General features: G+C 65.9%; 19 protein-coding genes. 14 read left to right on the forward strand and 5 right to left on the reverse strand.

Annotation, left to right across the window (positions count from 1 at the left end; translation table 11 throughout):
* Positions 1–382 precede the first annotated feature (382 nt).
* The gene (locus ACE3RX_RS19610; RefSeq protein ID WP_374486653.1) at positions 383–787 is read left to right on the forward strand and encodes an OmpA family protein; all 405 of its coding nucleotides are present in this window, start codon (positions 383–385) and stop codon (positions 785–787) included.
* 80 nt (positions 788–867) lie between these two features.
* Here the strand turns inward: ACE3RX_RS19610 and hrpA are convergent, their stop codons facing one another.
* Together hrpA and crcB are read right to left on the reverse strand one after the other, a co-directional pair.
* Entirely contained in the window at positions 868–4,962 is a 4,095-nt protein-coding gene (gene hrpA / locus ACE3RX_RS19615; RefSeq protein WP_374486654.1) for an ATP-dependent RNA helicase HrpA, read from the reverse strand.
* Positions 4,963–5,037: 75 nt separating this feature from the next.
* Positions 5,038–5,442: a fluoride efflux transporter CrcB gene (gene crcB, locus ACE3RX_RS19620; RefSeq protein ID WP_374486655.1), complete on the reverse strand. Its 405-nt coding sequence runs from the start codon at positions 5,440–5,442 to the stop codon at positions 5,038–5,040.
* Between the two features lie 231 nt (positions 5,443–5,673).
* On the opposite strand from crcB, the gene ACE3RX_RS19625 reads away from it, so the two are divergent.
* Genes ACE3RX_RS19625 through ACE3RX_RS19645 form a run of 5 tightly spaced genes read left to right on the forward strand, consistent with a single transcriptional unit; the run spans position 5,674 to position 11,490 of the window.
* Positions 5,674–7,227 carry a response regulator gene (locus tag ACE3RX_RS19625; RefSeq protein ID WP_374486656.1) on the forward strand — a complete coding sequence of 518 codons (1,554 nt, stop codon included), beginning with the start codon at positions 5,674–5,676 and terminating at the stop codon, positions 7,225–7,227.
* On the forward strand, positions 7,224–7,538 hold the full coding sequence (locus ACE3RX_RS19630) for a hypothetical protein (RefSeq protein WP_374486657.1): 315 nt from the start codon (positions 7,224–7,226) through the stop codon (positions 7,536–7,538). The genes ACE3RX_RS19625 and ACE3RX_RS19630 overlap by 4 nt, the downstream gene beginning before the upstream one ends.
* On the forward strand, positions 7,535–8,386 hold the full coding sequence (locus ACE3RX_RS19635; RefSeq protein ID WP_374486658.1) for an HDOD domain-containing protein: 852 nt from the start codon (positions 7,535–7,537) through the stop codon (positions 8,384–8,386). Before ACE3RX_RS19630 ends, ACE3RX_RS19635 begins: the two co-directional genes overlap by 4 nt.
* Before the next feature lie 3 nt (positions 8,387–8,389).
* Positions 8,390–10,198 (forward strand): ATP-binding protein, encoded by a 1,809-nt coding sequence (locus tag ACE3RX_RS19640; RefSeq protein ID WP_374486659.1) that lies wholly within the window; start codon positions 8,390–8,392, stop codon positions 10,196–10,198.
* Entirely contained in the window at positions 10,195–11,490 is a 1,296-nt protein-coding gene (locus ACE3RX_RS19645; protein ID WP_374486660.1) for an HD domain-containing phosphohydrolase, read from the forward strand. Before ACE3RX_RS19640 ends, ACE3RX_RS19645 begins: the two co-directional genes overlap by 4 nt.
* Before the next feature lie 8 nt (positions 11,491–11,498).
* Here ACE3RX_RS19645 and ACE3RX_RS19650 read toward each other — a convergent pair whose 3' ends face one another.
* Positions 11,499–13,661 carry a putative bifunctional diguanylate cyclase/phosphodiesterase gene (locus ACE3RX_RS19650; protein ID WP_374486661.1) on the reverse strand — a complete coding sequence of 721 codons (2,163 nt, stop codon included), beginning with the start codon at positions 13,659–13,661 and terminating at the stop codon, positions 11,499–11,501.
* A gap of 31 nt (positions 13,662–13,692) precedes the next feature.
* Positions 13,693–14,172, reverse strand: a complete 480-nt coding sequence (locus ACE3RX_RS19655) for an Hpt domain-containing protein (protein ID WP_374486662.1) — start codon at positions 14,170–14,172, stop codon at positions 13,693–13,695.
* A gap of 260 nt (positions 14,173–14,432) precedes the next feature.
* Here ACE3RX_RS19655 and ACE3RX_RS19660 point away from each other — a divergent pair, with 260 nt between their 5' ends.
* From ACE3RX_RS19660 to proB, 8 genes are all read left to right on the forward strand, one after another.
* A complete protein-coding gene (locus tag ACE3RX_RS19660) occupies positions 14,433–16,157 on the forward strand; it encodes a glutamine--tRNA ligase/YqeY domain fusion protein (protein WP_374486663.1) in 1,725 nt (574 codons plus the stop codon).
* 278 nt (positions 16,158–16,435) lie between these two features.
* Positions 16,436–18,862 (forward strand): EAL domain-containing protein, encoded by a 2,427-nt coding sequence (locus tag ACE3RX_RS19665; RefSeq protein WP_374486664.1) that lies wholly within the window; start codon positions 16,436–16,438, stop codon positions 18,860–18,862.
* Positions 18,859–20,058 (forward strand): porin, encoded by a 1,200-nt coding sequence (locus ACE3RX_RS19670; RefSeq protein ID WP_374486665.1) that lies wholly within the window; start codon positions 18,859–18,861, stop codon positions 20,056–20,058. Before ACE3RX_RS19665 ends, ACE3RX_RS19670 begins: the two co-directional genes overlap by 4 nt.
* A 5-nt stretch (positions 20,059–20,063) precedes the next feature.
* Positions 20,064–20,483 carry a hypothetical protein gene (locus ACE3RX_RS19675; RefSeq protein ID WP_374486666.1) on the forward strand — a complete coding sequence of 140 codons (420 nt, stop codon included), beginning with the start codon at positions 20,064–20,066 and terminating at the stop codon, positions 20,481–20,483.
* An 89-nt stretch (positions 20,484–20,572) separates the two neighbouring features.
* The gene (gene rplU / locus ACE3RX_RS19680) at positions 20,573–20,884 is read left to right on the forward strand and encodes a 50S ribosomal protein L21 (protein ID WP_299863693.1); all 312 of its coding nucleotides are present in this window, start codon (positions 20,573–20,575) and stop codon (positions 20,882–20,884) included.
* Between the two features lie 12 nt (positions 20,885–20,896).
* Positions 20,897–21,163 (forward strand): 50S ribosomal protein L27, encoded by a 267-nt coding sequence (gene rpmA, locus ACE3RX_RS19685; RefSeq protein WP_079432877.1) that lies wholly within the window; start codon positions 20,897–20,899, stop codon positions 21,161–21,163.
* An 87-nt stretch (positions 21,164–21,250) separates the two neighbouring features.
* On the forward strand, positions 21,251–22,417 hold the full coding sequence (gene obgE / locus ACE3RX_RS19690) for a GTPase ObgE (RefSeq protein WP_374486667.1): 1,167 nt from the start codon (positions 21,251–21,253) through the stop codon (positions 22,415–22,417).
* Positions 22,398–23,519, forward strand: a complete 1,122-nt coding sequence (gene proB / locus ACE3RX_RS19695; RefSeq protein ID WP_374486668.1) for a glutamate 5-kinase — start codon at positions 22,398–22,400, stop codon at positions 23,517–23,519. Before obgE ends, proB begins: the two co-directional genes overlap by 20 nt.
* 144 nt (positions 23,520–23,663) lie before the next feature.
* Here the strand turns inward: proB and ACE3RX_RS19700 are convergent, their stop codons facing one another.
* A complete protein-coding gene (locus ACE3RX_RS19700; RefSeq protein WP_374486669.1) occupies positions 23,664–24,821 on the reverse strand; it encodes a porin in 1,158 nt (385 codons plus the stop codon).
* Between the last annotated feature and the right edge of the window lie 208 nt (positions 24,822–25,029).

Below are 25,029 nucleotides of genomic sequence, written 5' to 3' on the forward strand. Positions count from 1 at the left end.
CTCCAACCCCGTAACACCCACCCCCCCCCCCCCCCCCTCAAACGGGGCCACCCCCCACCACCCCAAACCCCCCCTTGTTCCGGGGGTTTCCCCGCTTCTGGAGTACCGCTGCCGAGATCTGGGCGGATCAGCTGCATGCCATCCTACTGATCCATGAATGCCCGACTCAGGCGGCACTGCGACGCCGACTGCGGTCACGCCGAAGAATCCACCATAGGCAGCCAGTGCAATACTCGATCCCTCGACCGGTTCCGCTGCCCCTCCCCCATCCTTCAGCGCAACCGGAAAAGGACGCGGAGGCACGGGAACCCGGATTTCCCTGAAGGGCAATGTCGCGAGTACGGCGCAACGGGATCAAATCACAAACGCCATCACCACGTCGGTGAGCCCTGGCTATACGATCACCAATGCGCTCGCCGTTGCAGACGCCCGCCAGGACGTACTCGACCAGACGCTGTCCAACCGGATCATCGAGTTCGAGAGCGGATCGGCGAACCTGACCTCTATCGGCAAGGCCATCCTCGACGAGATGGCAACAGCCATGCGGCGCATCAATACACCCGCAATCCGGCTCATCGGGCACACCGACAACGCAGGGAACCGTCAGTCCAACCTGGAACTGAGTCTTGCCAGAGCGAACGCCGTCCGCAGCTACCTGGTGGACAAGGGGATTCCCGCCACCAGCCTGAGCACCAGCGGCGCGGGCCCCGACAGTCCGATCAGCAGCAACGACACACCCGCCGGGCGCGCACAAAACCGACGGATCGAATTCCGTTTCGCCGAATGACGGGCGGCGGCGGGAAATGCCAGGCCACCTGAACGTCGGTTGCGCCCGAAGTGGCTCCCACTCCGGGTGCAACCCTCCCCTTAGCGCGGCCGGCTCTCCCAGATCTTCTGCAAGCGCTTCACCGACACCGGCATCGGCGTCTTGAGCTCCTGCGCGAACAGGCCGACGCGCAGTTCCTCCAGCAACCAGCGGAATTCCTCCAGCTGCGGGTCGGTGACCCCCGCCTTGGCCTTGGCCAGCCATTCCCGTTCGTAGGGCTGGGCCAGGCTGCGCCACTCGGCCATCAGCTGCGCGTCGCGGGCGGCGTTGTTGCGCAGCTTGTCGATGCGCACGGTGGCGCCCTTCAGGTAGCGCGGAATCTGCGCAATGCGCTCGTAGGGCAAGGCCACCAGGAAGTTCTTCGGCATCAGCTTAGCCACCTGGGCATTGATGTCGGAGACCACGTCCGGGAAGGTCTTCAGGCCGGCGAGGCGCTTGGTCAGCGTGGCGTGCTCGACGATCAGCTGGCCGGTCAGGCGCATCAGCTCCTGGGCCACCAGCGTGATGCGCGGCTTGGCTTCCTGGCAGCGCTTGGCAAAGCTGTCCGCGTCCGCCGGCAGCGGCTCCAGCAAACAGCAGCGCTCCAGCGTCGCCGTCACCAGCTGGGCCTTCAGCTCCGCCTCGGTGCCGTAGTTGATGAACTGCAGGGCCAGCTCACGAATACCCGGCAGCTTTTCGATGGCCTTCACCTGGGCCGACAGCTCCAGCGCGAACAGCCGCGCGAGGCCGCCGCGATGGACCTTGGCAGCCTCCTCCGGAGTGTCGTAGGGACGCAGGGACACGCTGTTGCCGTCGTCGTGCAGCGCCGGGAAACCGACGATCTCGCGGCCGGCGACCTTCACTTCGAGCAGTTCCGGCAGCGCGCCGAAGGTCCACCCAGTGAAGCCGGACAAGGTCTTTTCGGCAACGGTGGCCGGCGCCGCGGCAGGTGCCGCTGCGGCCTTGCCGCCGGCGGGCGGCACTGCCTTCTTCTGCTGCGGCGCTTCCGGCGCCGCCGGCACGATACGCGCGCTCTGGAAGCGCGCCGCCACCTGATCGCGGAACTTGGCGCGCAGCTCGGCCAGGTTGCGGGACTGGCCGAGGATGCGGCCGTGCTCGTCCTGCACCCGGAAGTTCATGAAACAGTGGGGATTGAGGTTCTCCGGGCGGAAGCTCTCCATCGGCAGCTTGAGGGACACCCGCTCCTCGACGAAGCGCTGCAGCATCTTGATCAGCGGCTCGTCCGTGTCGAACTCGCCGGCGTCGTAACGCTCCATGAAGGCCGCCGCGCTCTCGGCCATCGGCTGCAAGCGGTGGCGGTGCTTCTGCGGCACGGTACGCAGCAGCGCATGCACCTTCTCTTCGAGCAGGCCCGGCACCAGCCATTCGCAGCGGTTGGCGGGAATCTGGTTGAGCATCGCCAGCGGCACCGTCAGCGTCACCCCGTCGTCGGCCTCGCCCGGCTCGTGCAGGTAGGCGAGCTTGAGCTTCTGGCCGAGCACTTCCAGGCTAGACGGGAAGCGGTCGGTGGTGATGCCTTCGGCGTCGTGGCGCATCAGCTGGTCGCGGGACAGCTGCAGCAGCTTGGGCGCCTTCTTCTCGGCGGCCTTGCGCCAGGCCTCGAAGCTGGCCATGTCGAGCACTTCCGGCGGCAGCTTGGCATCGTAGAAGGCGTAGATCAGCTCTTCGTCCACCAGCACGTCGGGGCGGCGGGACTTGTGCTCCAGGCGCTCGATCTCCGCCACCAGGCGCCGGTTATGGGCCAGGAAGGCCATGCCGCGGGCCGGCCCTTCGGCGATCTCGCCCTGCACCAGGCCTTCGCGGATGAACAGCTCGCGACACAGGGCCGGGTCGATCTCCCGGTAGCTCACGCCGCGGCGCGGATAGACGGTCAGCCCGTACAGGGTGCCGCGCTCCCAGGCGCGTACCGCGCCGCTGGCCTTCGACCAGTGGGGTTCAGAGATATTGCGCTTGAGCAGGTGCCCGCCGACTTCCTCCAGCCATTCCGGCTCGATGCGTGCCAGGCAGCGGCCAAACAGGCGGGAGGTATCCACCAGCTCGGCGCACATGATCCACTTGCCGGCCTTCTTGGCGATGGCGGAGCCCGGATGCGGCCAGAACTTGATGCCGCGGGCGCCCAGGTAGCTACCGGCAGCGGGGCCGGAGGCGTCCTCGATCTTGCAACCCACGTGGCCCATCAGGCCGGTCAACAAAGCCTTGTGAATCGCCTCGTAGCTGGCCGGCTCCTTGTTCTCCTTCCAGCTGTGCTCGGTGCACAGGGTATGCAGCTGGGTGAACACGTCGCGCCATTCACGCAGGCGCAGCCAGGACAGGAAGTTCTGCTTGCACCAGGCCTTCTGCTTGCTGGAGCTCTCGTGGCGCTGGACTTCGTCCCAGGCCTTCCACAGGTTCCAGTACCACAGGAACTCGGACTTCTGGCTCTCCTCCGGGCCGCGGAAACGGGCGTGGGCCTGGTCGGCGGCGGCCTGCCGCTCGGGCGGGCGCTCGCGCACGTCCTGCGTCGACAAGGCGGCGGCGATTACCAGCACTTCGGCGAGGCTGGCCCGATCGCGGGCGGCCAGGATCATGCGGCCGATCTTCGGGTCGAGGGGCAGCTTGGCCAGCTCGCGCCCGATCGGCGTGAGGTTCATCGTCGCCGCACCCTCGACCTCCTCCACCGCGCCCAGCTCGGCCAGCAGCTGGTAGCCGTCCGCCACCATGCGCGGCAGCGGCGCGTCGATGAACGGAAACTCGGCAACTTCGCCGAGCTTGAGGGACTTCATGCGCAGGATCACCCCGGCCAGGGATGAACGCAGGATTTCCGGATCGGTGTGGGCCGGACGCTTGTTGAAGTCGTCCTCGTCGTAGAGGCGGAAGCAGATGCCGTCGCTCACCCGGCCGCAGCGGCCGGCCCGCTGACGGGCGGCGGACTGGGCGACCTTCTCGATCTGCAGTTGCTCGACCTTGTTGCGATGGCTGTAGCGCTTGACCCGCGCCAGGCCGGTATCCACCACATAGCGGATGCCCGGCACGGTCAGCGAGGTTTCCGCCACGTTGGTGGCCAGCACCACGCGACGCCCCTTCGACGGCGCAAACACCCGTGCCTGCTCCTGCGCCGACTGGCGCGCGAACAGCGGCAGGATCTCGGTGCCGGCGGCGTGGTGGGCCTTGCGCAGCGCTTCGGCAGCTTCGCGGATCTCCCGCTCGCCGGGCAGGAAAACCAGCACGTCGCCGGGGCCGCTGCGGTGGGCTTCGTCAACGGCATCCACCAGCGCGTCGTAGAGGTCGCGGTCCGGGCCGCGGCTGTCCTGGCGCGGTGCTGCCTCGCCGGGCCGAGCCGGCTTGGGCTCGTCGCGCTCCACCGGCCGGTAGCGCATCTCGATGGGGAACAGGCGGCCGGACACCTCGATCACCGGCGCCGGCTTGTCCTCAGTGCCGAAATGGCGGGCAAAGCGCTCCGCGTCCAGCGTGGCCGACGTGACGATCAGCTTCAGATCCGGCCGCTTGGCCAGCAGCTGGCGCAGGTAGCCGAGCAGGAAGTCGATGTTCAGGCTGCGTTCGTGGGCCTCGTCGATGATCAGAGTGTCATAGGCCGAGAGCAGCGGGTCGCCCTGGGTTTCGGCAAGCAGGATGCCGTCCGTCATCAGCTTGATGTAGCTCTGCGGACCGATGCGGTCGGTGAAGCGGATCTTGTAGCCAACGGTACTGCCCAGCTCGCTCTTCAGCTCTTGCGCGATGCGGCTGGCGGTGGCGCGGGCGGCAATCCGTCGCGGCTGGGTGTGACCGATCAGGCCCGACACGCCACGGCCGAGTTCCAGACAGATCTTGGGCAGCTGGGTGGTCTTGCCGGAGCCGGTTTCGCCGCAGACGATGACCACCTGGTGCTCGCGGATCGCCGCGGCAATCTCGTCCTTGCGCTGGTTGACCGGCAGATCGGGCGGGAAGTCTGGCTTGGGCAGCGCGTTGGCGCGGGCGATGCATTTGGCCGCCGAATCGGCGATGCGCAGGCGCAGCGCCTCCGGCAGCTCGTCGAGGCTGCGCGGGCGCTTGGGCAGGCGGCGCAAGTCGCGGCGCAGTCCGGGCCGGTCAGCCGACAGGCACTCTTCAAGCAGGGCGTACGGATCGTTACGGTCGGGCCGGTGTTGCGGTGATGCCATGGAGGAAAACAGTCAGAATCGATTGAAAAGGGCCGTTCGCCAGGCGGCAACGGACCACGGGAAAGGTGCAGGTGGTCAGCCGCGCAGGCTATGCACGGTCCACATGCCCAGCGCGGTCATGCTCAGGGAGCCCCCCAGATGCAAGGCGGCGGCACCAAGCGCCCAGCCGTAACGGGCGGTATCGATCAGATGCACGACCTCCGCCGAGAAGGACGAAAAGGTGGTCAGCCCACCGAGAAAGCCAGTGACGACGAACAGCCGCGCCTCCGGCGGGATCTCCGGGCGGGCAGCGAAGAAAGCCACCGCCACGCCAACCAGGTAGCCGCCGAGCAGATTGGCCGCCAGCGTGCCGAGGGGCATGTGGGCCAGCACCGGATTGAGGCGCAAGCCGAGCCACCAACGCAGCCAGGCGCCGAAGGCAGCGCCAATACCGATTGCGACGAGGGCCAGCGTCGGGAAATGTTGGGCATGATCAGACATGGCTGCGGATTTTACCCCGTGCGACGCAGGCCCGCCCGCCTGTGCCCCATATATGCTTCCACGAGTCGCCCCGGCGATGGCGGCGCCCATCCCCCCGCACTCAAGAACTGCAAGGCAGCCGCCGATAGCTATCATGAGCATGAAAAGAAGCGCCTCCGCAGCGGAGGCGCCGGCTGCACCGGGCAGGCCACGCAAGTCGCCCCCTGGAAGCACGCCGTGTTTGGAGACACGATGAACACCCCCGACAGCCGGCCCGCGACGGCACCTCCCCTGCTCTACCAAGCGCGTTTCGACTGCCACGACGGCGAGCTGGTGGGCGTGCAAGCCCTTACGGATGGCTCACCCCGTCCAGACCCCCCCCCCCCCGTCGCCACCGGTACGGACGGGCTCGAGACGCTGCGCACCGCGTGCCTGCAGGCAGCAGCTTGGCAGGCCAGCACCAGCAGGCCATTAGGACTGACCGTCGGGGCCCGCCTCGACGCCCTGTGCGAGCCGGACTTTGCGAACGCCCTGGGCGCCATCCTGCGGGAAACCCGGCTGGAGCCCCACAGCCTCGAAATCAGCATCGTCACGTCCCGCGACGAGATTCCGGACCACATGCTGGCCGCCCTGCAGCAACTGCACCGGCTCGGCATCCGCTTCGCGATCTGCGCCACCAGCCCGGCCAGCACGCGGGTGGCGTGGACCGCCCAGCTACCGGTCGACAGCATCGAGGTGCCAGCCCGCCTCGTCGACAACGTGGCGGCGGCGCCGGAAGGGGTGGCCATCGTGCGGGCCCTGCTGACCCGCGCCCACCGCATGGGGCGCCAGATCTGCGCAACGGAGATCACCAGCCCCCAGGCCGCGGCGGTGATGACGGCCGCCGGCGCCGACACGCTGCAGGGGCCGCTGATCGCCGCCCCACTGCCAGCCGAAGCCTTCTCGGCACAGCTCACCGCCGGCCCGCGGCTCGACGCCAGCCTGTTGCGTGGCCCCGCCCCTGAACGCACGCTGCTGCTGGTGGACGACGAGGACAACATCCTGTCCGCACTGCGCCGCCTGCTGCGCCGGGACGGCTACACGATCCTCACCGCCAGCGACGGCCAGCAAGGCCTAGAGGTGCTCGCTGCCAACCGGGTAGACGTGATCGTCTCTGACCAGCGCATGCCCGGCATGACCGGCGTGGAGTTCCTGCGCAAGGCCAAGGACATGTGCCCGGACAGCGTGCGCCTGGTGCTGTCCGGCTATACCGACCTGCAGTCAGTCACCGACGCGATCAACGAAGGTGCCATCTACAAGTTCCTCACCAAGCCCTGGGACGACGCGATGCTGCGCGCCAACATCGAGGAAGCCTTCCGCCGCAAGGCCCTGTCCGACGAGAACCAGCGCCTCGCCAACGAGTTGCAGCACGCCAACCAGGAGCTGGCTCGCATAAACGCCCGCCTCGAGGCCCTGCTGGTCGCCCAGCAACACCGCCTCGGCGTGGACGAGGCCGCCCTGACGCTGGCCCAGGAAGCCCTGGCCGTCATGCCGCTGCCGCTGCTCGGCATTGACCCGAACGGCATGATCGCCTTCGCCAACCAGGCCGCTGAAAGCCTGTTCGCAGCCCAGGCGCCGCTGCTGGGCGTAAGCGCCGACGAAGTATTGCCCGCACCGCTCACTACCCTGGCCAGCGCGGGCGAAGGGCATTGCGAGGCCCGCTGCGGCGACGCACACTTTTACGTAGAGGCCCGCGCCCTCGGCGGCCACGGCCCCCATCGCGGTACCCTGCTGAGCTTCACCTGCCGGAACCCGGCCTGCCCATGACCGACACCCAACGCCTTCCCCTCGATGCCATCCAGCCTGGTGCAATCCTCGCCGAAGCCGTCGCGGATGCCCGCGGCACGGTGCTGTTGCCCGCTGGCCTGACCCTCACCGACGCGCACCTCACCAGCCTGCGCCGCCGGGATATCGCCACGCTGAGCGTCAGCCTGCCCCCCGATCCGGCGGAATTGACCCGCCGGCGCGAAAAAATCCGCGAGCGGGTGCTGTACCTGTTCCGCCACCGCGCCGACGATCCGGCTGCCCAGGCACTGCTGCAGGCCGTGCTGGCCTTCCGTCAGGAGCAGGTGCGATGAACGACGCCCCGACCCTCGCCGATGTGGCTGGGCGCATTCGCAGCCTGCCGGCCATGCCGGCGGTGGCGCTTGAACTGCTGCACACCCTCACCGAGACCGACGCCTCGTCGGCTGACCTGGCCGATCTGGCACGCCGCATCGCCCAGGACCAGGCCATCACCGCCCGCGTGCTGCGGGTTGCCAACTCGCCGTTCTACGGCCTGCAATCACGGGTCGCCTCCATCAACGACGCCATCGTCGTGCTGGGCTTCTCGGCGGTCCGCTCGCTGGTGCTGGCCGCCGCCGTGATGGCCAGCCTGCCCGGCGGCCCATGTACGGGCTTCAGCCAGGAGCGCTTCTGGCGCCACGTTCTGGGTACCGCCGCCGCCGCCCAGGCCATCGGCAAGCGCCTGGGCCGCCCATCGGAAGCCCTTTTCATTGCGGGCCTGCTGCACGACATCGGACGCCTCGCGCTGGTCGTCCTCTACCCGGCCAGCTACGCAGCCGCGCTCGCCAACGCCCGGGAGCAGGACTGCACGCTGCAGGAGGCCGAGCTCGAACTCTTCGGTTTCGACCACACTGCGGTGGGCGCCGCCCTTGCCGGGCACTGGCACTTTCCCGACGACATCGTGGACGCCCTGGCATGGCATCACCAACCCGGGCAGGGCAAGGCGGACGGGCTGGCGGCCATCGTCCATTACGCCGACGCGATCGCCCAGGCGCTCGACCTTGACGAGGCCGAGGACAGCCAGGTTGCCAGCCTGCAGGAAGGCGCCGTAGCCAGCCTCGGCCTCGACTGGGATGCGCTGCTGGCCATCCTTGCCGAGACCCAATCCCGCTTCGACAGCTACCGGCTGATGCTGGGCTGAGCCATGCACGACGACGACATCTATCCGCTGCCCGCCAGCTTGTTCCCCCTCGCCGAATCCGTCAGCGCCGGGATCGCGCTGCACCGGGGCGGTAAGATCCTGTTCGCCAATCGGACCATGGCGCGCCTCACCGGCTGCTCACCGGCCGAGCTAGCCACGCTCGATTACTGGGCCTTCTTCCAACCCAACGCCCAGGCGCGCATCCGCGAACGCAGCGAGGCCCATCTGTGGGACGATGCCCCCGTCTGCCGCTGCGAGACTGCCATCGTCACCCGCCAGGGGGATCTGCGCTGGGTCGAACTGTCGATCTCCCATCAGGACATCCTCGGCGAGTGCACGGTGATCGACTGCTTCATCGATGTGACCGTCCGCAAGCAGGCCGAAGCCGCCCAGCAGCAGGCCCAGCAACTGCTAACCCAGATCATCGACGGCGACCCGGTACCGACCCTGGTCATCGACGCCCGCCACACCGTCACCCACTGGAATCACGCCTGCGAGCAGGTCATCGGCATCCCGACCAGCGAAATGGTCGGCACGTCCCGCCAATGGGCCGCCTTTTACCCGAGCGAGCGGCCAATCATGGCCGACCTGATCGTATCCGGCAAAATCGACAGCCTGCTTCACCTCTACGGGGACAAGAAGCTGCGCCGCTCGCCGGTGATCGACGGCGCCTACGAGGCAGAAGATTTCTTCCCGCGGATGGGCGAACACGGGCGCTGGCTGTACTTCACCGCGGCGCCGCTGCGCAACGCCCTCGGTGAAGTGATCGGGGCCATCGAGACCTTGCAGGACATCACCGAGCGCAAGAACGCCGAAATGGAACTGCGCACCATGCAGGCCGAGCTGGAAGCCAAGGTCACCGAGCGCACCGCCCAGCTCCAGCAAGCCAAGGCCTCCCTCGAACAGGACATCGCGCGGCGGGAAACCGCCGAGACGGAACTGCTGAAGCGCTACGCCGAACTCACCGAGCTCAACTGCCGCCTGCAGGAAACCCAGCAGCAACTGGTCCAGTCCGAGAAACTCGCCTCCATCGGCCAGCTCGCCGCCGGTGTCGCCCACGAGATCAACAACCCGATCGGCTACGTCAATTCCAACATCCGCAGCCTCAAGGGCTACATGACGCAGATGCTGGAGGTGCTCGACGTTTACGAAGCCTGCTCAGCGGCCCTGCCGGCCACCGAACAGGCGCGCATCGAGGCGGCCCGGGAAGCGGCGGACTTCGACTTCCTGAGGGATGACATCAGCCAGCTGATCAGCGAGTCCCAGGAGGGCACCGAACGGGTCAGCAAGATCGTGCAGGACCTGCGCGATTTTTCCCGCGCCGACACCAGCCAGGAGTGGCAGGCCGCCGACCTGCACCACGGCCTCGACAGCACCCTCAACATCGCGAACAACGAGATCAAGTACAAGGCCGACGTGGTGCGCGAATACGGGAACCTGCCGCTCGTCGAATGCCTGCTGCCGCAGCTCAACCAGGTCTTCATGAACCTTTTCGTGAACGCCGCCCAGGCCATGCCCGACGACCGCCACGGCACCATCACCGTGCGCACCGGCACGGCGGGGGACGAAGTGTGGATCGAGGTGGCCGACAACGGCAGCGGCATGCCACCGGAGGTACGCGACCGGATCTTCGATCCCTTCTTCACCACCAAGCCGGTTGGCAAGGGCACCGGGCTCGGCCTGTCCCTGTCCTACGGCATCATCCAGAAGCACCAGGGCCAGATCGCCGTAAGCAGCACGCCCGGCGTCGGCACCACCTTCCGCATCACCCTGCCCATCCATCGCCAGGCCCCGGCTGGAGCCCCCCAATGACCCTTGCCCCGAACACCGACAACGCCAGCTTCACGATCCTCTGCGTGGACGACGAAGCCAACATCCTGTCCTCCCTGCGACGCCTGTTCCGCCCCCACGGTTATACCGTACTGACGGCCGGCGGCGGCGCCGAAGGCCTGGAGGTACTGGCGAAGGAGCATGTGGACCTGATCATCTCGGACATGCGCATGCCGGGCATGGACGGCGCCACCTTCCTCGCCGAGGCGCGGACGCGCCATCCGGACACAGTGCGCCTGCTGCTCACCGGCTACGCCGACATGGACTCGACCATCGCCGCCATCAATGCCGGCCAGATCGCCCGTTACATCGCCAAGCCCTGGAACGACCAGGACGTGGTCCTGACCGTGCGGGAAGCCCTGGAGCGCAAGGCGCTGGAGCGGGAAAAGAGCCGCCTCGAGGCTCTGACCCGCGCCCAGAACGAGGAATTGAAGAACCTCAACGCCAGCCTCGAGCAGAAGGTCGAGGCGCGCACCGCCGAGCTGAAGAGCGCCCACGAGAAGCTCAAGCAGCACTTCCTGACCTCGATCCGGGTGTTCTCCAACCTCATCGAGCTGCGCGAAGGTCTCATTTCGGGGCATTCCCGCCGAGTGGCCGACCTCGGCCGCAAGCTCGCCAACCGGCTCGGCTTTGCACCAGCTGAAGCCCAGGACGTGATGATCGCCGGCCTGCTCCACGATATCGGCAAGATCGGCCTACCCGACGAACTGCTCGGCAAGCCGGTGTCCCACATGAGCGGCGACGAGCTCGGCGTAATGCGCAAGCATCCGGTCACCGGCCAGGCGGCCTTGATGGGGCTGGAGAACCTGCGTCGGGCCGGCACCTTCATCCGCGGCCACCACGAACGCTGGGACGGCCAAGGCTACCCCGACCGCCTGTCGGGCCTGGCAATTCCTTACGGCGCGCGGGTGCTGGCGGTGGCCAACGATTTCGACGGCCTGCAGATCGGAACCCTGTCGCCGCGCAAGCTAAAGGCCGAGGAAGCCGTCGCCTTCATCCAGCAGAACCGCGGCAAGCGCTACTGCCCGCAGGTGGTGGATGCGCTGATTGCCGAGCTGGGGGCTGGCGACACCGCCGCCGCCATCGGCAACGAACACACGCCCTCGTCCCTCAAGGCCGGCATGGTGTTGGCGCGCGACCTGGTGACCCGCGACGGAGTGATGCTACTGGCAGCGGACTTCGTGCTCGACGACAACCTGATTCGCCAACTGCGCGAGTTGGAGGCGTCAGAGGGCATCCGGCTGGCGATCGCCATCCGCCCGGAACGCAAGTAGGCGCCGCGTCAGTCCGCCAGCGGCGGCAGCAGCGGCAAAACCTCTTCGGGAATGAAATAGGCGCTGCCGAACATGTCGGCCAGCGCCGCACAGCTCATCGGCATCGCGAACAGATAGCCCTGGATCAGATGGCACCCCCGCCGAATCAGGGCATCAAGCTGGGCAACCGTCTCAACGCCCTCGGCCACCACCTCCAGCCCTAGGCTGTGGGCCAGGCCAATCACCGCCTCGACGATCGCGACGCCCTGCCCGTCGTCGAGTTCATTGACGAAGGAACGGTCGATCTTCAGCGCATCCACCGCCAGCCGGCGCAGGTAGGCGAGCGACGAATAGCCGGTACCGAAGTCGTCCACCGCCACGCGCACGCCCATATCGCGCAGTTGGGTAAGGATGGCCGTGGCGTGGTCGAGGTCGCGCATCAGCACGGTCTCGGTCAGCTCGAACTCCAGCCGTGACGGGGCCACTCCCGTCATCGCCAGCACCTCGCGCACGGTGGGGATCAGCTGGGCGTCCATGAAGTTCACCCCGGACAGGTTGATGCTGATGCGGAAATCCGCTGCCAGCCTGTGCTCCAGGCGGAGCAGATCGGCGCACACTTTCTCGAGCACGCGGCGGGTCAGCGGCACGATCAGCCCGGTCTCCTCGGCCAGCGAGATGAACTCCGGCGGCGGCACCGCCCCGCGGCTGGCGTGGGGCCAGCGCAGCAAGGCCTCGGCCTTGACCACCGCGCGACGCTTCACGTCGATGATCGGCTGATAGCACATGTTCATCTCGTCCTCGCCGATGGCGCGGCGCAGATCACTCTCCAGGGTGAAGCGCAGGAAGGCGGCCACCTTCATGTCTTCGGAGAACAGCGCCAGCGGATCGCCACGGCCACGCTTGGCATGGTTGAGGGCAGTCTCAGCGGCCTTCAGCAGGGCATCCGCATCGGTGGCGTGATCCGGCATCACCGCCACGCCGATCCGCGCCGACAGGGTGATCTCCTGCCCCGGCACGCGGATCGGGGCCCGCACCACCTGCAGCAGGCGCTCCGCGGTATCGAGCAGTTCGGCCACCGACTCCACGTCATTGACCAGCACACCGAACTCGTCGGCGGCCAGGCGGGCTACCCGGAAACGGGTCGACAAGCTGCTCCCCGGCGCCTCGGCCGGCTGGCGGTCTCCCATGCTCTCACGCAGCCGATGGGCGATCAGCTGCAGCACCTGGTCGCCCCGGTCCGGCCCCAGGCTGTCGTTGATCCGGGCAAAACGGTCGATATCCACCACCATCACCGCACAGCGGCTGTCGTAGCGCAACCCCCGGGCAGTGGCGCCGAGCAGGTTCTCGCGGAAATATTCCCGGTTGGGCAGGCCTGTCAGATGATCGAAATAGGCCAGCTGGCGGATGCGCCGCTGCGCCTCCACCTGCTCGGTGATGTCCTGCACGCTGCCTTCCATCAGCAACCCGCCGGCGCCACGTCCGTCGCTACGGCGGGCCGGCTCGACGGTCTCCTGCACCGTCCGCACGCTGCCATCCGGCCATACGACACGATAGGTCAGCTGGAAGCCGACGCCGTCGCGGGCAGCGGCCAGGGCCGCCTGCACGGCGCTGCGGTCAGGGCCATAGACATATTCGAGAACCGCCTCCATAGCCTCGCCGAAGCGCTCCCGGTCGCTGCCGAAGAGACGGTAGAACTGGGCCGAGCGACGCACCCGCCCGGTCTTGACGGCCCACTCCCAGCTGCCCAGACGGGCGATGCGCTGGGCATTGGACAGGCTCTCCTGGCTTAGGCTCAGCTCCTGCATGGCCTCGGCGGAACGCAGCACATAGCGGATACGGAAACGCAACAGGGTCCAGTTGATCGGCTTGGAGATGAAGTCGGTCGCGCCGGCATCGAAAGCCTCCTCGACGGACTCGCCATCATCGAGACCGGTCAGCATGATCACCGGCACCAGGCGCCCTTCCGGCAGCTGACGCAGGCGGCGGCACACCTCGAAACCGCTGAGGCCCGGCATCATCACGTCAAGCAGCACCAGATCGGGCGGAGCCTCGCCAAACAAGCTCAGCGCCTGCGCGCCGTCCTCGGCTTCCGAAACCTCGAATCCCCCTTCCCGCAAAGCCTCGGTGGCCATCATGCGGGTCAGCGGATCGTCATCCACCACCAGGATGTGCGCGCGTTCGCTATCAGTCATCGTCCCTGCCGGCCCCTCCGCCGGACTCTCTTCACTTTGGCGCATCTTCCCCGATCAGACCTTCCTTCTGCAAAGCCAGCCGACAGGCCTCCCAAGCATCGGCAATGCCCTCCACGTCCTGCCCCCGCGGCGCCTCTCCGGCCTTGATCCGTTCATCCAGGCGCCGGGCACGGGCCGCCAGGCGCAACGCACCCATGGCATGACAGCCCGACTTCATTTTGTGGGCCAGGGCACGCACGGCCTCCGCGTTACCGGCGGCCAGCCCCTCCCGCAAGCCCTGCACATGGCGCTCGGTTTCAGCAACGAACAGGGGCAGCAGGCGCTTCAGCATGGGCGCCGCACGATTGCCGTTCACCCCCGGCAGGGCCATCAGGATGTCCAGGTCCAGGGCCAGCTCACCGGGCACTCCGTTTGCCCGCGGCGACGGCGTCTTGCCCGCCGCCGGACGCCGCCACAGGGGGCGGACCCAGGCGACGGGCCGGAAGAAGGACTTGGCGGGAATTCGATGCATCAGGGGGCTCACCAGAAACAGGATCAGCAACAGCTGCAGGGCTCATTGCCCCGCCAACCGGCACCGTTTTACCCAAACGTCAGCCCGCCAAATGCCTAACAATGCGCACCCGGCGCGAAGTCGCAACGAGTCGGCAACTGCCTGTGCGAAAATTCACGCCCTGCCGGCCTGCCCGTCGCCCGGCGCCCATCGGATACAATCGCAACATTTTTCACCCGGCATTCCGGCGGCCCACAGCCCGCCCGTCAAGGTAAGACCAGATGACTGCACCCACTTCCCCGGCCGCAGAAGCCGCAACGCCCAGCAATTTCATCCGCAGCCTCATCGACGAGGACCGTCGCCTCGGCAAATGGGACGGACGGGTCGAGACCCGCTTCCCGCCGGAGCCCAACGGCTACCTGCACTACGGCCACGCCAAGAGCATCTGCCTGAACTTCGGCCTCGCCGAAGCCTATGGCGGCGCCTGCCACATGCGCTTCGACGACACCAATCCGACCAAGGAAGAGCAGGAGTACGTCGACGCCATCATCGAGGCCGTGCAGTGGCTGGGCTTCAGTTGGGGCGAGCACCTGTACTTCGCGTCGGACTACTTCGACAAGATGTACGCGATGGCCGAGCACCTGATCACCGTCGGCAAGGCCTATGTGGACTCCCTGTCCGCCGAGGAGATGCGCGCCTATCGCGGAACCCTGTCGTCCCCCGGCAAGGACAGCCCCTATCGCAACCGCAGCGTCACCGAGAACCTCGAACTCTTCCAGCGTATGAAGGCCGGCGAATTCCCCGACGGCACCCACATCCTGCGCGCCAAGATCGACATGGCCTCGCCCAACATCAACCTGCGCGACCCGGCCATCTACCGCATCCGCCACGCCACCCACCACCGCACCGGTGACCGCTGGTGCGTGTATCCGATGTACACCTTCGCCCATCCGATCGAGGATGCGCTGGAGGACGTGACCCATTCCATCTGCACCCTCGAGTTCGAGGACCAGCGGCCCTTCTACGACTGGCTGCTGGACAGCCTCGCCGACGGTGGCTTCTTCCCGCGCCCGGTCCCGCGCCAGATCGAGTTCGCCCGCCTCAACCTCACTTACGTGGTGCTGTCCAAGCGCAAGCTGATCCAGCTGGTGGACGAGAAGCACGTGGCCGGCTGGGACGACCCGCGCCTGCCGACCCTCGTCGGCGCCCGCCGCCGTGGCTTCACGCCGGAGGGTTTCCGCATGTTCGCCGAGCGCATCGGCGTCTCCAAGTCCGACTCGTGGATCGACATGAGCGTGTTGGAAGACTGCATGCGCGAACACCTCAACGAAGCCGCCGAACGCCGCGTCGCCGTGCTCGATCCGCTCAAGCTGATCATCACCAACTACCCGGAAGGCCAGACCGAACGCTGCCACGCCCCCAACCATCCTTTGCACCCGGAGCTCGGCAAGCGCGAGATGCCCTTCAGCCGCGAGCTGTGGATCGAGCGCGAAGACTTCATGGAAACCCCGGTCAAGGGCTATCACCGCCTCTATCCGGGCAACATGGCGCGCCTGCGCTACGGCTTCGTTGTGAAGTGCACCGGTTGCGAGAAGGATGCGGACGGCAACGTGACCGCAGTGCTGTGCGAATACATGCCCGACTCCAAGTCAGGCACGCCAGGCGCCGACAACTACAAGGTAAAGGGCAATCTGCACTGGGTATCGGTGGCGCACGCCTACACCACCGAAGTGCGTCTTTACGACCGCCTGTTCGCCCATGCCTATCCGGGCGCTCGCCGGGAAGGCGATGCCGAAGACCTGGAACGCAACTTCCTCGACGACATCAACCCGAACAGCCTGAAGGTCATTACTGCCCAACTCGAACCGGCCCTGCGCGCCGCCAAGCCGGAAGCCCGCTTCCAGTTCGAACGGCACGGCTATTTCGTCGCCGACCGAGTCGATACCCAGGACGGAGCGCCGATCTTCAACCGTACCGTCACCCTGCGGGATACCTGGAAGAAGTAACAACCAGGCCCTCTGCCCGGCCGCCCTTCCGGCGGCCTCCCCATGGCGCGGCAATCGCCCGCCATGGGCATGGCAAGCCTGCGGCGGCTTGCCCCACCGCCGCCCCACGACCAATGCCCGTGGAATTACCCACACTCGATATGCCATCAGAGATGCACTTGACTCAAGCTATTGGCAAAATAGCCGAGTACAAGTGAATACGGTTCGATGCCCAATTCATTCCGGCCCCAGCGAACCCCGATCTACCGCCCCACCACAACCACCCAAGGCCCGACACGATGCTGAGCAAGCTATCGATCCGCGTCCGTCTGCTGCTGGCCAGCACCGTGGTTCAGGTGGTCATGCTGACCCTGCTGCTGACCAACAGCGGGCGACTTATCAACGAGGCAACAACGGGCAGTCTCGGCACCCTGATCACCCAGAACGCCGCCATGCTCAATGTGGTGACCGCCGCCTACGTGCCGCAGGGGCGCTACCAGGATCTGCAGGACGCCCTTGGCGAACTGCTCGGCGGCAGCCGGGAAGGCCTGATCTATGTGCGCATCACCGACAGCACGGGGCAGCTCCGAGTCCGCGCCGGCCTGCCCGAGATGGACGTCCTGCCGCCGCCGAACGAGGACAGCGCTGGCAGCTATGTGAGCCAAACCCTGATCCATGTGCGGCGCCCCGTGCTGCTGGAGCACAACCAGGTCGGCTCGGTACAGTTCGGCGTATCCGTCACCCCGCTGGTCCTGGCCAAGCAACGCATCCTCAATCAGGGCATCGCGATCGCCAGCGTTGAAGTTCTCCTCACCCTGCTGCTGCTCGGGGCCATCGGCTACCTGCTGACCCGCAACCTCGGGCGCCTGCTGCGCGGCAGCCAGGCCATCGCCGCGGGACGCCTGTCCCACCGCCTGCCGGAGCAAGGCAACGACGAACTTGCGCAACTGTGCCGCCACTTCAACCGCATGGCCGCCGCGCTGCAATCGCGCATTCAGGAACTGGAAAGCACCGCCCGCCAGCTGGCCCTCAGCGAGGAGCGCTACGCCCTCGCCACCCGGGCCGCCAACGACGGCTTGTGGGACTGGGACATCGCCAACAACAAGACCTATTTCGCGCCGCGCTTCGCCGAAATTCTCGGTCTGTCCTTCAAGGCCTTCACCGACGACAAACGCTCGATCATCGACCACCTTCACCCGGACGATCGGGAGCCCTTCCGCCTTCGCGTGATCGCCCACCTGAAGCGGGAATCCGCCCAGCTGATGGCCGAGCACCGGATCCGCCATGCCGACGGCGACTACCGCTGGATCCTCATCTGCGGCATGGCCGTCTACGACCCCACCAGCGGACGGGCGATCCGCATGGCCGGCTCGATCAGCGACATTCACCTGCGCAAGCGCGCCGAGGACCAGCTGATCCACGACGCCCTCCACGACGGCCTTACCGGACTGGCCAACCGGGCCTTGTTCGTCGAGCACCTGCAGAACACCCTGCGCCACGCGGACCGTGTCACCGACAATCTGTTTGCGGTACTACACGTCAACATCGAACGCTTCCATGTGGTGAACGACAGCCTCGGCTACGCCGCCGGAGACGACTTGCTGCGCCTGGTCGCATCGCGCATCAGTGCGCTGGCGCGCCCCGGCGACGTGGTCGGACGGGTAGCAGGCGACCAGTTCGCAGTGCTGCTCAACGACATCCCGGACGCCGGTGAGGCGATCCGCTTCTCGGAAAACCTGCAAACCCGGCTGGCCGAAAACGCCGAACTCAATGGCCACATGCTCTACCCAAAGACCCGCATCGGCGTGGTCCTCGGCAGCGGCGGCTTCCACAGCGCCGAAGACCTGATGCGCGATGCCGACAATGCGATGCACCGCTCCCGCAGCAGCGCAGAGGCCTCCATCACGGTGTTCCAGTCGGCCATGCACCAGCAGGTCCTCCGCGACCTGCAGCTGGAATCCCAGCTGCGGGCGGCACTGAACGAGCGTCAGCTGGTCGCCCATTTCCAACCCATCGTGGACCTGCGCGACGGCCGCATGATCGGCTTCGAGGCCCTCGTCCGCTGGCCTCAGGCCAGCGCCCGGCGCATCGGCCCGGACGTGTTCATTCCCGTCGCCGAATCCCTCGGCTTGGTCCACGAGCTCGGCATGCAGATGCTCGAGCAGAGCTGCGTGTGCCTGAAGCGCTGGCGCGAGCAGGGCCTGATAGACCAGAACCTGTCGATCAGCGTCAACCTGTCAGCGCGCCAGCTCAGCCAGCCAGATCTGGCCGACCAGATCGTCGCCTGCATCGAACGCCACGGCCTGCCCCCCGGCGCCCTCAAGCTGGAGATCACCGAGGGCACCCTCGTCACGCGCAAGGAACTGGCGATGCATCAGCTCGGCAAGCTACGGGCGAAGGGCCTGCGCATCCTCATCGACGACTTCGGAACCGGCTACTCGTCCCTCAGCTACCTGCACTCGATTCCCTGCGACACGATCAAGCTGGACGGCTCCTTTGTCCGCGAGATCGAGACCATGCCGCGCCTGCGCACCATCGTGGCCGGCAGCATCCGCCTGGCACACGAACTGGGCATGAGCGTGGTCGCGGAATGTATCGAAACATCCAGCCAGGCCGACATGCTCAGGGATTTGGGCTGCGACTACGGCCAGGGCTATCTGTTTGCCGCAGCCGAACCGGCCGACCAGATCCGGCATCGGCTAGAAGCCCAGAGGAGTGCCCCATGACGCGACTCACGACCCTGCTGCTGTCCCTTGCAGTCCTCGCCACACAGCCGGTGCACGCGGACGCCCCTTCGCCGCTGAGCCTGTCCGGCTTCGGCACCCTGGGCGCGGCGCGAACCGACAATGCCGCGCGCGCTTTCCGCGCCAACAGTGTCAGCGACTCGGGCGCCCGCTCCGCCTTCGACCTGTCCGTCGACTCCGTTCTCGGCCTGCAGGGATCCCTGCAGATTGGCAATCGCCTCGACCTGACCCTGCAATCGGTCGTCCGCAAAAGCCCCACCGGCAGCTACGACCCACGCGTCACCTGGGCCTTCGTCAGCTACCAGGCCACGCCCGAACTACTTCTGCGGATCGGGCGCACCCGCCTGCCCTTCTTCATGTACTCGGACTCGCTGAACCTGAATTACGCGAATCCGTGGATCCGGCCTCCGGTCGAGGTCTACAGCCTGAACCCCTTGTCCGACATCGACGGCGCCGACGCCCTGTATCGCACGCAGTTCGGCAGTACCAACGTCGAAGTGCATGCCTACACCGGGCACAGCGCGATGAATATCCGCGGCGGCTCGGCCAATCTCGACAAGATCCACGGCCTGAAATCATCATTCAACTGGAACGGCCTCACGGCGCAGATCAGCTACGCCTGGGCCGACATGTCCCTGCGCTGGTCCGACGCTTTTTTCCAGAATCTGCAACAAGCCCTCGTGACCAGCGGCCACGGTGCCATTGTTCCCGAGCTTTCCGGCAGTGACGGCAAGGCCAGTTTCATGTCCGCGGGGCTGCAATATGACCAGGACCGCCTACTGCTGATTGCCGAAGTTGCCCGCCGCAATGTGGACCGCTACATCGACTCCGGAATCGGCTGGTATCTCACCGCCGGCTACCGCATCGGCAGCCTCACGCCCTACCTCACTCTTGCCCGCCAGCGGGAAACCGCCCCGGTCAGCAGTGCCGTCACCGGCGTGGGCGCACTCGACAACGGCCTGAGCGCCTTCAATGCCGGGCGCAACAAGGCCCAGCGCAGTATCGGTGCCGGCCTTCGCTGGGATACGGGACGCAATGTGGCCATCAAGGCCCAGTTCGAACGCATCCAGCCCGGCCCAGGCGGACTCGGTGTCCTCCTGCCCGAACAGTTGGGCGACTACCTGAAGCCTGACGGTCCGACCCACGTCCTGAGCGTGGCAGTGGACTTCATCTTCTAAAGCCCATGCGCCTGGCCAGAATCCTCCTGACAGTCGCAGCCCTGCTCGCCCCCGGCCTGAGCAAGGCGGAACTCGTGCTGGTTGCCAGCGCCCGCAGCGCCGGCATCGAGCTGAACCATGAACGCGCCGAAAACCTCTACCTCGGCAACACCACTACGCTGGCCGACGGCACACCGGTCAAACTCATCGACCTGCCCAACGGCATGCTGCGCGACGACTTCTACCTGAAGCTCACGGGCAAGAACCCGGCTCAGATCCGGGCCTACTGGTCACGCCAGGTATTTACCGGTCGCGCCCTGCCACCGCGGGAGGCGGGCTCGGTTGCAGAGGCGCGTCAGTGGCTGACCGACATACCAAATCTGATCGGCTATCTGGAGCGCTCCGATGTCCCAGCCGGCGCGCGCATCCTGCTGCGCTTCCCATGAATGCCGGCATGTCAACGGTGATTTGACGTCAGCTACGCGTTCACGTATACTTGCGCGTTTCCTGCAAACTCTTTACTCGGAGTACATCCATGTACGCGGTCATAAAAACCGGCGGCAAGCAGTATCGCGTCGTCGTCGGCGAAAAACTCAAAGTAGAACAGATACCGGCTGACGTGGACTCGCAAATCACTCTCGACCAAGTCTTCATGGTCGGCGAAGGCGAGTCGGTCAAGATCGGCACCCCCGTTGTGGCTGGCGCCACCGTCACGGCCACCGTGGTTTCCCACGGCCGTCACGACAAGATCAAGATCTTCAAGATGCGTCGTCGCAAGCACTACCAGAAGCATCAGGGTCACCGTCAGAACTACACCGAGCTGCGCATCGACGCGATCTCGGCCTAAGGAGAATCCGACATGGCACACAAAAAGGCTGGCGGCAGTTCACGTAACGGCCGCGACTCAGAAAGCAAACGCCTTGGCGTCAAGCGCTACGGCGGTCAGTTCGTCCTCGCCGGCAACATCATCGTTCGCCAGCGCGGCACCGAATACCACCCGGGCGAAAACGTCGGCATCGGCAAGGATCACACCCTGTTCGCGCTGACCGAAGGCACCGTTCAGTTCACCGTCAAGGGCGCCAACAAGCGTCGCACCGTGAACATCGTGCCCGCCGCCGCTGAATAATTTCAGCTCGCGCACGCTCAAAGCCCTATCTGTGGATAGGGCTTTTTTCTTTCAGGGCATCACCAAACGCCCCAACCGGAAGCTCCCATGAAGTTTTTCGACGAAGCCCGTATTGAAGTCATCGCCGGCGACGGCGGGAACGGCGCCGCCACTTTTCGCCGCGAAAAATACATCCCCATGGGCGGCCCGGACGGCGGCGACGGCGGCAAGGGTGGCGATGTTTACGCCGTCGGCGACCGCAACCTGAACACCCTGATCGACTACCGTTACAAGCGCACCTTCCTCGCCGAACGGGGCGAGAACGGCCGCGGCGCCGACTGCTACGGCAAGGGCGGCGACGATATCGAGCTGCGCATGCCGGTCGGCACCATCATCTCCCTGCAGGAGACCGGCGAGGTCATCGCCGACCTGGACCACGACGGCAAGCGTGTGTTGATCGCCAAGGGCGGTCGCGGCGGTCTTGGCAACCTGCACTTCAAGACCAGTACCAACCGCGCGCCCCGCAAGAAGACCATGGGCCAGGAAGGCGAACGCAAGAGCCTCAACCTGGAGCTCAAGGTGCTGGCCGATGTGGGCCTGCTCGGCATGCCCAATGCAGGCAAGTCCACTTTCATCCGCGCGGTTTCGTCCGCCAAACCGAAGGTTGCCGACTACCCCTTCACCACCCTCGCCCCCAACCTGGGCGTGGTACGCACCTCCGAGAACCGCAGCTTCGTCATCGCCGACATCCCCGGCCTGATCGAGGGTGCCGCTGACGGCGCCGGCCTCGGCCACCAGTTCCTGCGCCACCTGCAGCGCACGCACATCCTGCTGCACATTGTGGACATCGCACCCTTCGATCCGGAGGCCGACCCTGTCCGCGATGCCCACGCGATCGTCGAGGAACTGCGCAAGTACGATGAGGAACTGGTCAACAAGCGCCGCTGGCTGGTCCTGAACAAGCTCGACCTCATTCCCGACGACGACGAACGCAAGGAACGCATCACCGCCTTCCTCGAAGCCTACGGTCCTGTGGAGCGCCATTTCGAGGTATCCGCCATCAGCCGCGCCGGCTGCCAGGAAGTGGTTTTCGCGATCCAGGACATCCTCGACGAAGAAAAGGCTGCCGCCCAGGCAGCCGCCGATGCCGCAGCCGCAGCCCGCGCCGCCGCCGGCATCAATGAAGAGGAAGAAGCGGACGACGCCGACTACATCGAAGACGACCAAACCGATTACGAAGACGAAGACGACGACGATGAGATCCGCAATTCGTAACGCCCGCCGACTAGTCGTCAAGGTTGGCAGCGCCCTCGTCACCAACAACGGCGAAGGCCTGGCCGTCGAAGCCCTGGCCGACTGGGCCCGGCAGATTGCCGCCCTGGCTGCCTCCGGCAAGGAAATCGTCCTCGTCTCCTCCGGTGCCATCGCAGCCGGCATGCAGCGCCTGGGCTGGACCAGCCGCCCTCAGGAAATGCACCAACTACAGGCGGCGGCAGCCGTCGGCCAGATGGGCCTTGCCCAGGCCTACGAAAGCGTCTTCTCGCAGAATGGGCTGCACACCGCACAGATTCTGCTGACCCACGAGGATCTGGCCGACCGCACGCGCTACCTCAACGCCCGGTCGACCCTCGTCACACTACTCGAACTGGGCGTTGTGCCGATCATCAACGAGAACGACACTGTCGTCACCGATGAAATCAAATTCGGCGACAACGACACCCTCGGCGCGCTGGTTGCCAACCTGATCGACGCCGACGCGCTGATCATCCTGACCGACCAGCAAGGCCTATACACCGCGGATCCGCGCAAGGCCCCGGCTGCCACGCTGATCTCCGAGGACCGCGCCGAAAATACAGCCCTAGAAGCCATGGCCGGCGGCGCCGGCACCGGCATCAGCAAGGGCGGAATGATCACCAAGGTCCGAGCAGCGCAGCGCGCCGCCCGCAGCGGCGCCCACACCTGCATCGCCAGCGGCCGTGAAACAGACGCACTGCTGCGCGTTGCCGCCGGCGACAGCATCGGCACCCTGCTCTACGCCACCAGCACGCCGCTGGCGGCCCGCAAGCAGTGGCTAGCCGACCACCTGCAACTGGCCGGCAGCCTGACGCTCGACACCGGCGCCATCGAAGCCCTGAAAGATGGCAAGAGTCTACTGCCGATCGGTGTGATCGCCGTTGAAGGCGAATTCTTCCGCGGCTCCGTCGTTGCCTGCCGTAGCGAAAGCGGCAAGGAAGTCGCCCGCGGCCTGATCAACTACGCTAGCAACGACACCCGCCGCATCGCCCGCCACGCATCGAGCGAAATCGAGGAGCTGCTCGGTTTTTCGGAAGAGCCGGAGCTGATCCATCGGGACAACTTGGTGCAGATCGACCGATAAAGCTTCTCTAGACCCCAAAAGCAAATGGCCACCAAACGGTGGCCATTTGCTTTTGGGTCAGTCCCTCACTACACCGAACGACAAACCCATGAAAAACGGGCACCCTAAGGTGCCCGTCAATTTCCGATTCAGACTAAGTCTGAATTAGAAGGAGTGACGCAGGCCCAGCTGGATACCCTGAACGGTAGCGCCGGTGGTGCCAGCAACAGTGCTCAGGCCAACAGCGTTGTTACCGAAATCGTAACGAGCGTTGTTGTCGTTGTTCAGGTGAGCGTACACAGCCTTCAGCATGGTGCGCTTGGACAGGCTGTGCTCGTAACCAATTTCGAACAGCTTGGCGCCGGTGTCGCTGGCGCTGGAGCCATTAGCCTTCAGGTCGCCCGCGAAGTAGGCTTGAGCCAGGATCTTGCCAGCCGGGGTCACGTTGAAGGTGCCGCCCAGACCGAAGACGTTCTGGGTAACCTTGGCGCCACCGAAGTGGTCAGCACGGGCACGGTCGTACAGGGCACGGACGGTGGCGATGCCGAAGTCGTAGGAACCACCGATACGGAAGTCACCAACGTTGGTGCCAGCGTCGTTGCCGAGGCTAACAGCGTTGTAGGTGGCAGCAGCCATGATCGGGCCATTGGCGTACTTCAGACCCACATCGTAGCCGGTGGTGTTAGCAGCGGCGGTGCTGATGTTGTGGAAGGTCTTGTTTTCGTTAGCCACGTAAGCGGCGGTAACGTTCAGGCCGTAGTAGGTCGGGGAAACGTAGGCAATAGCGTTCTTCCAGCGGGTGTCAAAGATCGACGCGCAGGTGGAGGAACGACCGCAGGAACCACCCGCAGCGTAGTTGCCGGTGGAGTCGGTGGTGCCAACCAGGTTGTTACCCAGCTTGCCGAGCAGAGCAGCGTTGCCGCCGATGCCGGTAGCACCAGCGTTGACGTCGAGAGCCACGCCCAGAGCACGAGTCGGGCCGGTCAGGTTACCCAGAACCACGGTACCAAAGTTGCTGGCCAGGCCAACGAAGCTGTCACGGGTGGTGCCCAGAGCGCCTTGGTTGTCGAAACCAACACCGCTTTCGTACTGGAACACAGCGGTCAGGCCGTTGCCCAGAGCTTCAGCGCCCTTGAAACCGATGTAGGAAGAGTTGGAGGAAACACGGGTGGTGTTGCCCAGGTCGGAGTTGCCGTTGGTGTTGGAAACACGGACGACGTCGAAGGAGCCGTCAGCAATACCGTAAACGGTAACGTTAGCTTGAGCGAAGGCGCCGGTGGAGGCCAGGCCGGCAACGGCCAGAGCGATCAGTTTCTTTTGCATATGTTTCTCCTCTTGATTGAAGACTGGCACGCACTGCTTGCGCAGGGCCGACCAATTTCACCTCTCTAACGAGAAGTTGGTCTGCATTGTCAGCGCTCGGCAAAGCACAGGGCAAGGACAGCGTTGTTTTTTGGATGCGAAGCAGCATCGGAGTGTTGCAAGTTCGCAACACGAAGGAATGGAGCGAAATACTCTCGGTGATGGTCCG

Source organism: Zoogloea sp. (genome assembly GCF_041914405.1).
Lineage (GTDB): Bacteria > Pseudomonadota > Gammaproteobacteria > Burkholderiales > Rhodocyclaceae > Zoogloea.

Excerpts from the sequence above, each read along its gene's own strand:
- ACE3RX_RS19625 (WP_374486656.1), top strand. The coding sequence starts at position 5,674 with ATGAACACCCCCGACAGCCGGCCCGCGACGGCACCTCCCCTGCTCTAC.
- rpmA (WP_079432877.1), top strand. The coding sequence starts at position 20,897 with ATGGCACACAAAAAGGCTGGCGGCAGTTCACGTAACGGCCGCGACTCA.
- ACE3RX_RS19630 (WP_374486657.1), top strand. The coding sequence starts at position 7,224 with ATGACCGACACCCAACGCCTTCCCCTCGATGCCATCCAGCCTGGTGCA.
- ACE3RX_RS19640 (WP_374486659.1), top strand. The coding sequence starts at position 8,390 with ATGCACGACGACGACATCTATCCGCTGCCCGCCAGCTTGTTCCCCCTC.
- ACE3RX_RS19670 (WP_374486665.1), top strand. The coding sequence starts at position 18,859 with ATGACGCGACTCACGACCCTGCTGCTGTCCCTTGCAGTCCTCGCCACA.
- ACE3RX_RS19635 (WP_374486658.1), top strand. The coding sequence starts at position 7,535 with ATGAACGACGCCCCGACCCTCGCCGATGTGGCTGGGCGCATTCGCAGC.
- ACE3RX_RS19675 (WP_374486666.1), top strand. The coding sequence starts at position 20,064 with ATGCGCCTGGCCAGAATCCTCCTGACAGTCGCAGCCCTGCTCGCCCCC.
- ACE3RX_RS19660 (WP_374486663.1), top strand. The coding sequence starts at position 14,433 with ATGACTGCACCCACTTCCCCGGCCGCAGAAGCCGCAACGCCCAGCAAT.
- ACE3RX_RS19700 (WP_374486669.1), bottom strand. The coding sequence starts at position 24,821 with ATGCAAAAGAAACTGATCGCTCTGGCCGTTGCCGGCCTGGCCTCCACC.
- ACE3RX_RS19650 (WP_374486661.1), bottom strand. The coding sequence starts at position 13,661 with ATGACTGATAGCGAACGCGCGCACATCCTGGTGGTGGATGACGATCCG.
- ACE3RX_RS19655 (WP_374486662.1), bottom strand. The coding sequence starts at position 14,172 with ATGCATCGAATTCCCGCCAAGTCCTTCTTCCGGCCCGTCGCCTGGGTC.
- ACE3RX_RS19665 (WP_374486664.1), top strand. The coding sequence starts at position 16,436 with ATGCTGAGCAAGCTATCGATCCGCGTCCGTCTGCTGCTGGCCAGCACC.
- ACE3RX_RS19645 (WP_374486660.1), top strand. The coding sequence starts at position 10,195 with ATGACCCTTGCCCCGAACACCGACAACGCCAGCTTCACGATCCTCTGC.
- proB (WP_374486668.1), top strand. The coding sequence starts at position 22,398 with ATGAGATCCGCAATTCGTAACGCCCGCCGACTAGTCGTCAAGGTTGGC.
- crcB (WP_374486655.1), bottom strand. The coding sequence starts at position 5,442 with ATGTCTGATCATGCCCAACATTTCCCGACGCTGGCCCTCGTCGCAATC.
- rplU (WP_299863693.1), top strand. The coding sequence starts at position 20,573 with ATGTACGCGGTCATAAAAACCGGCGGCAAGCAGTATCGCGTCGTCGTC.
- hrpA (WP_374486654.1), bottom strand. The coding sequence starts at position 4,962 with ATGGCATCACCGCAACACCGGCCCGACCGTAACGATCCGTACGCCCTG.
- obgE (WP_374486667.1), top strand. The coding sequence starts at position 21,251 with ATGAAGTTTTTCGACGAAGCCCGTATTGAAGTCATCGCCGGCGACGGC.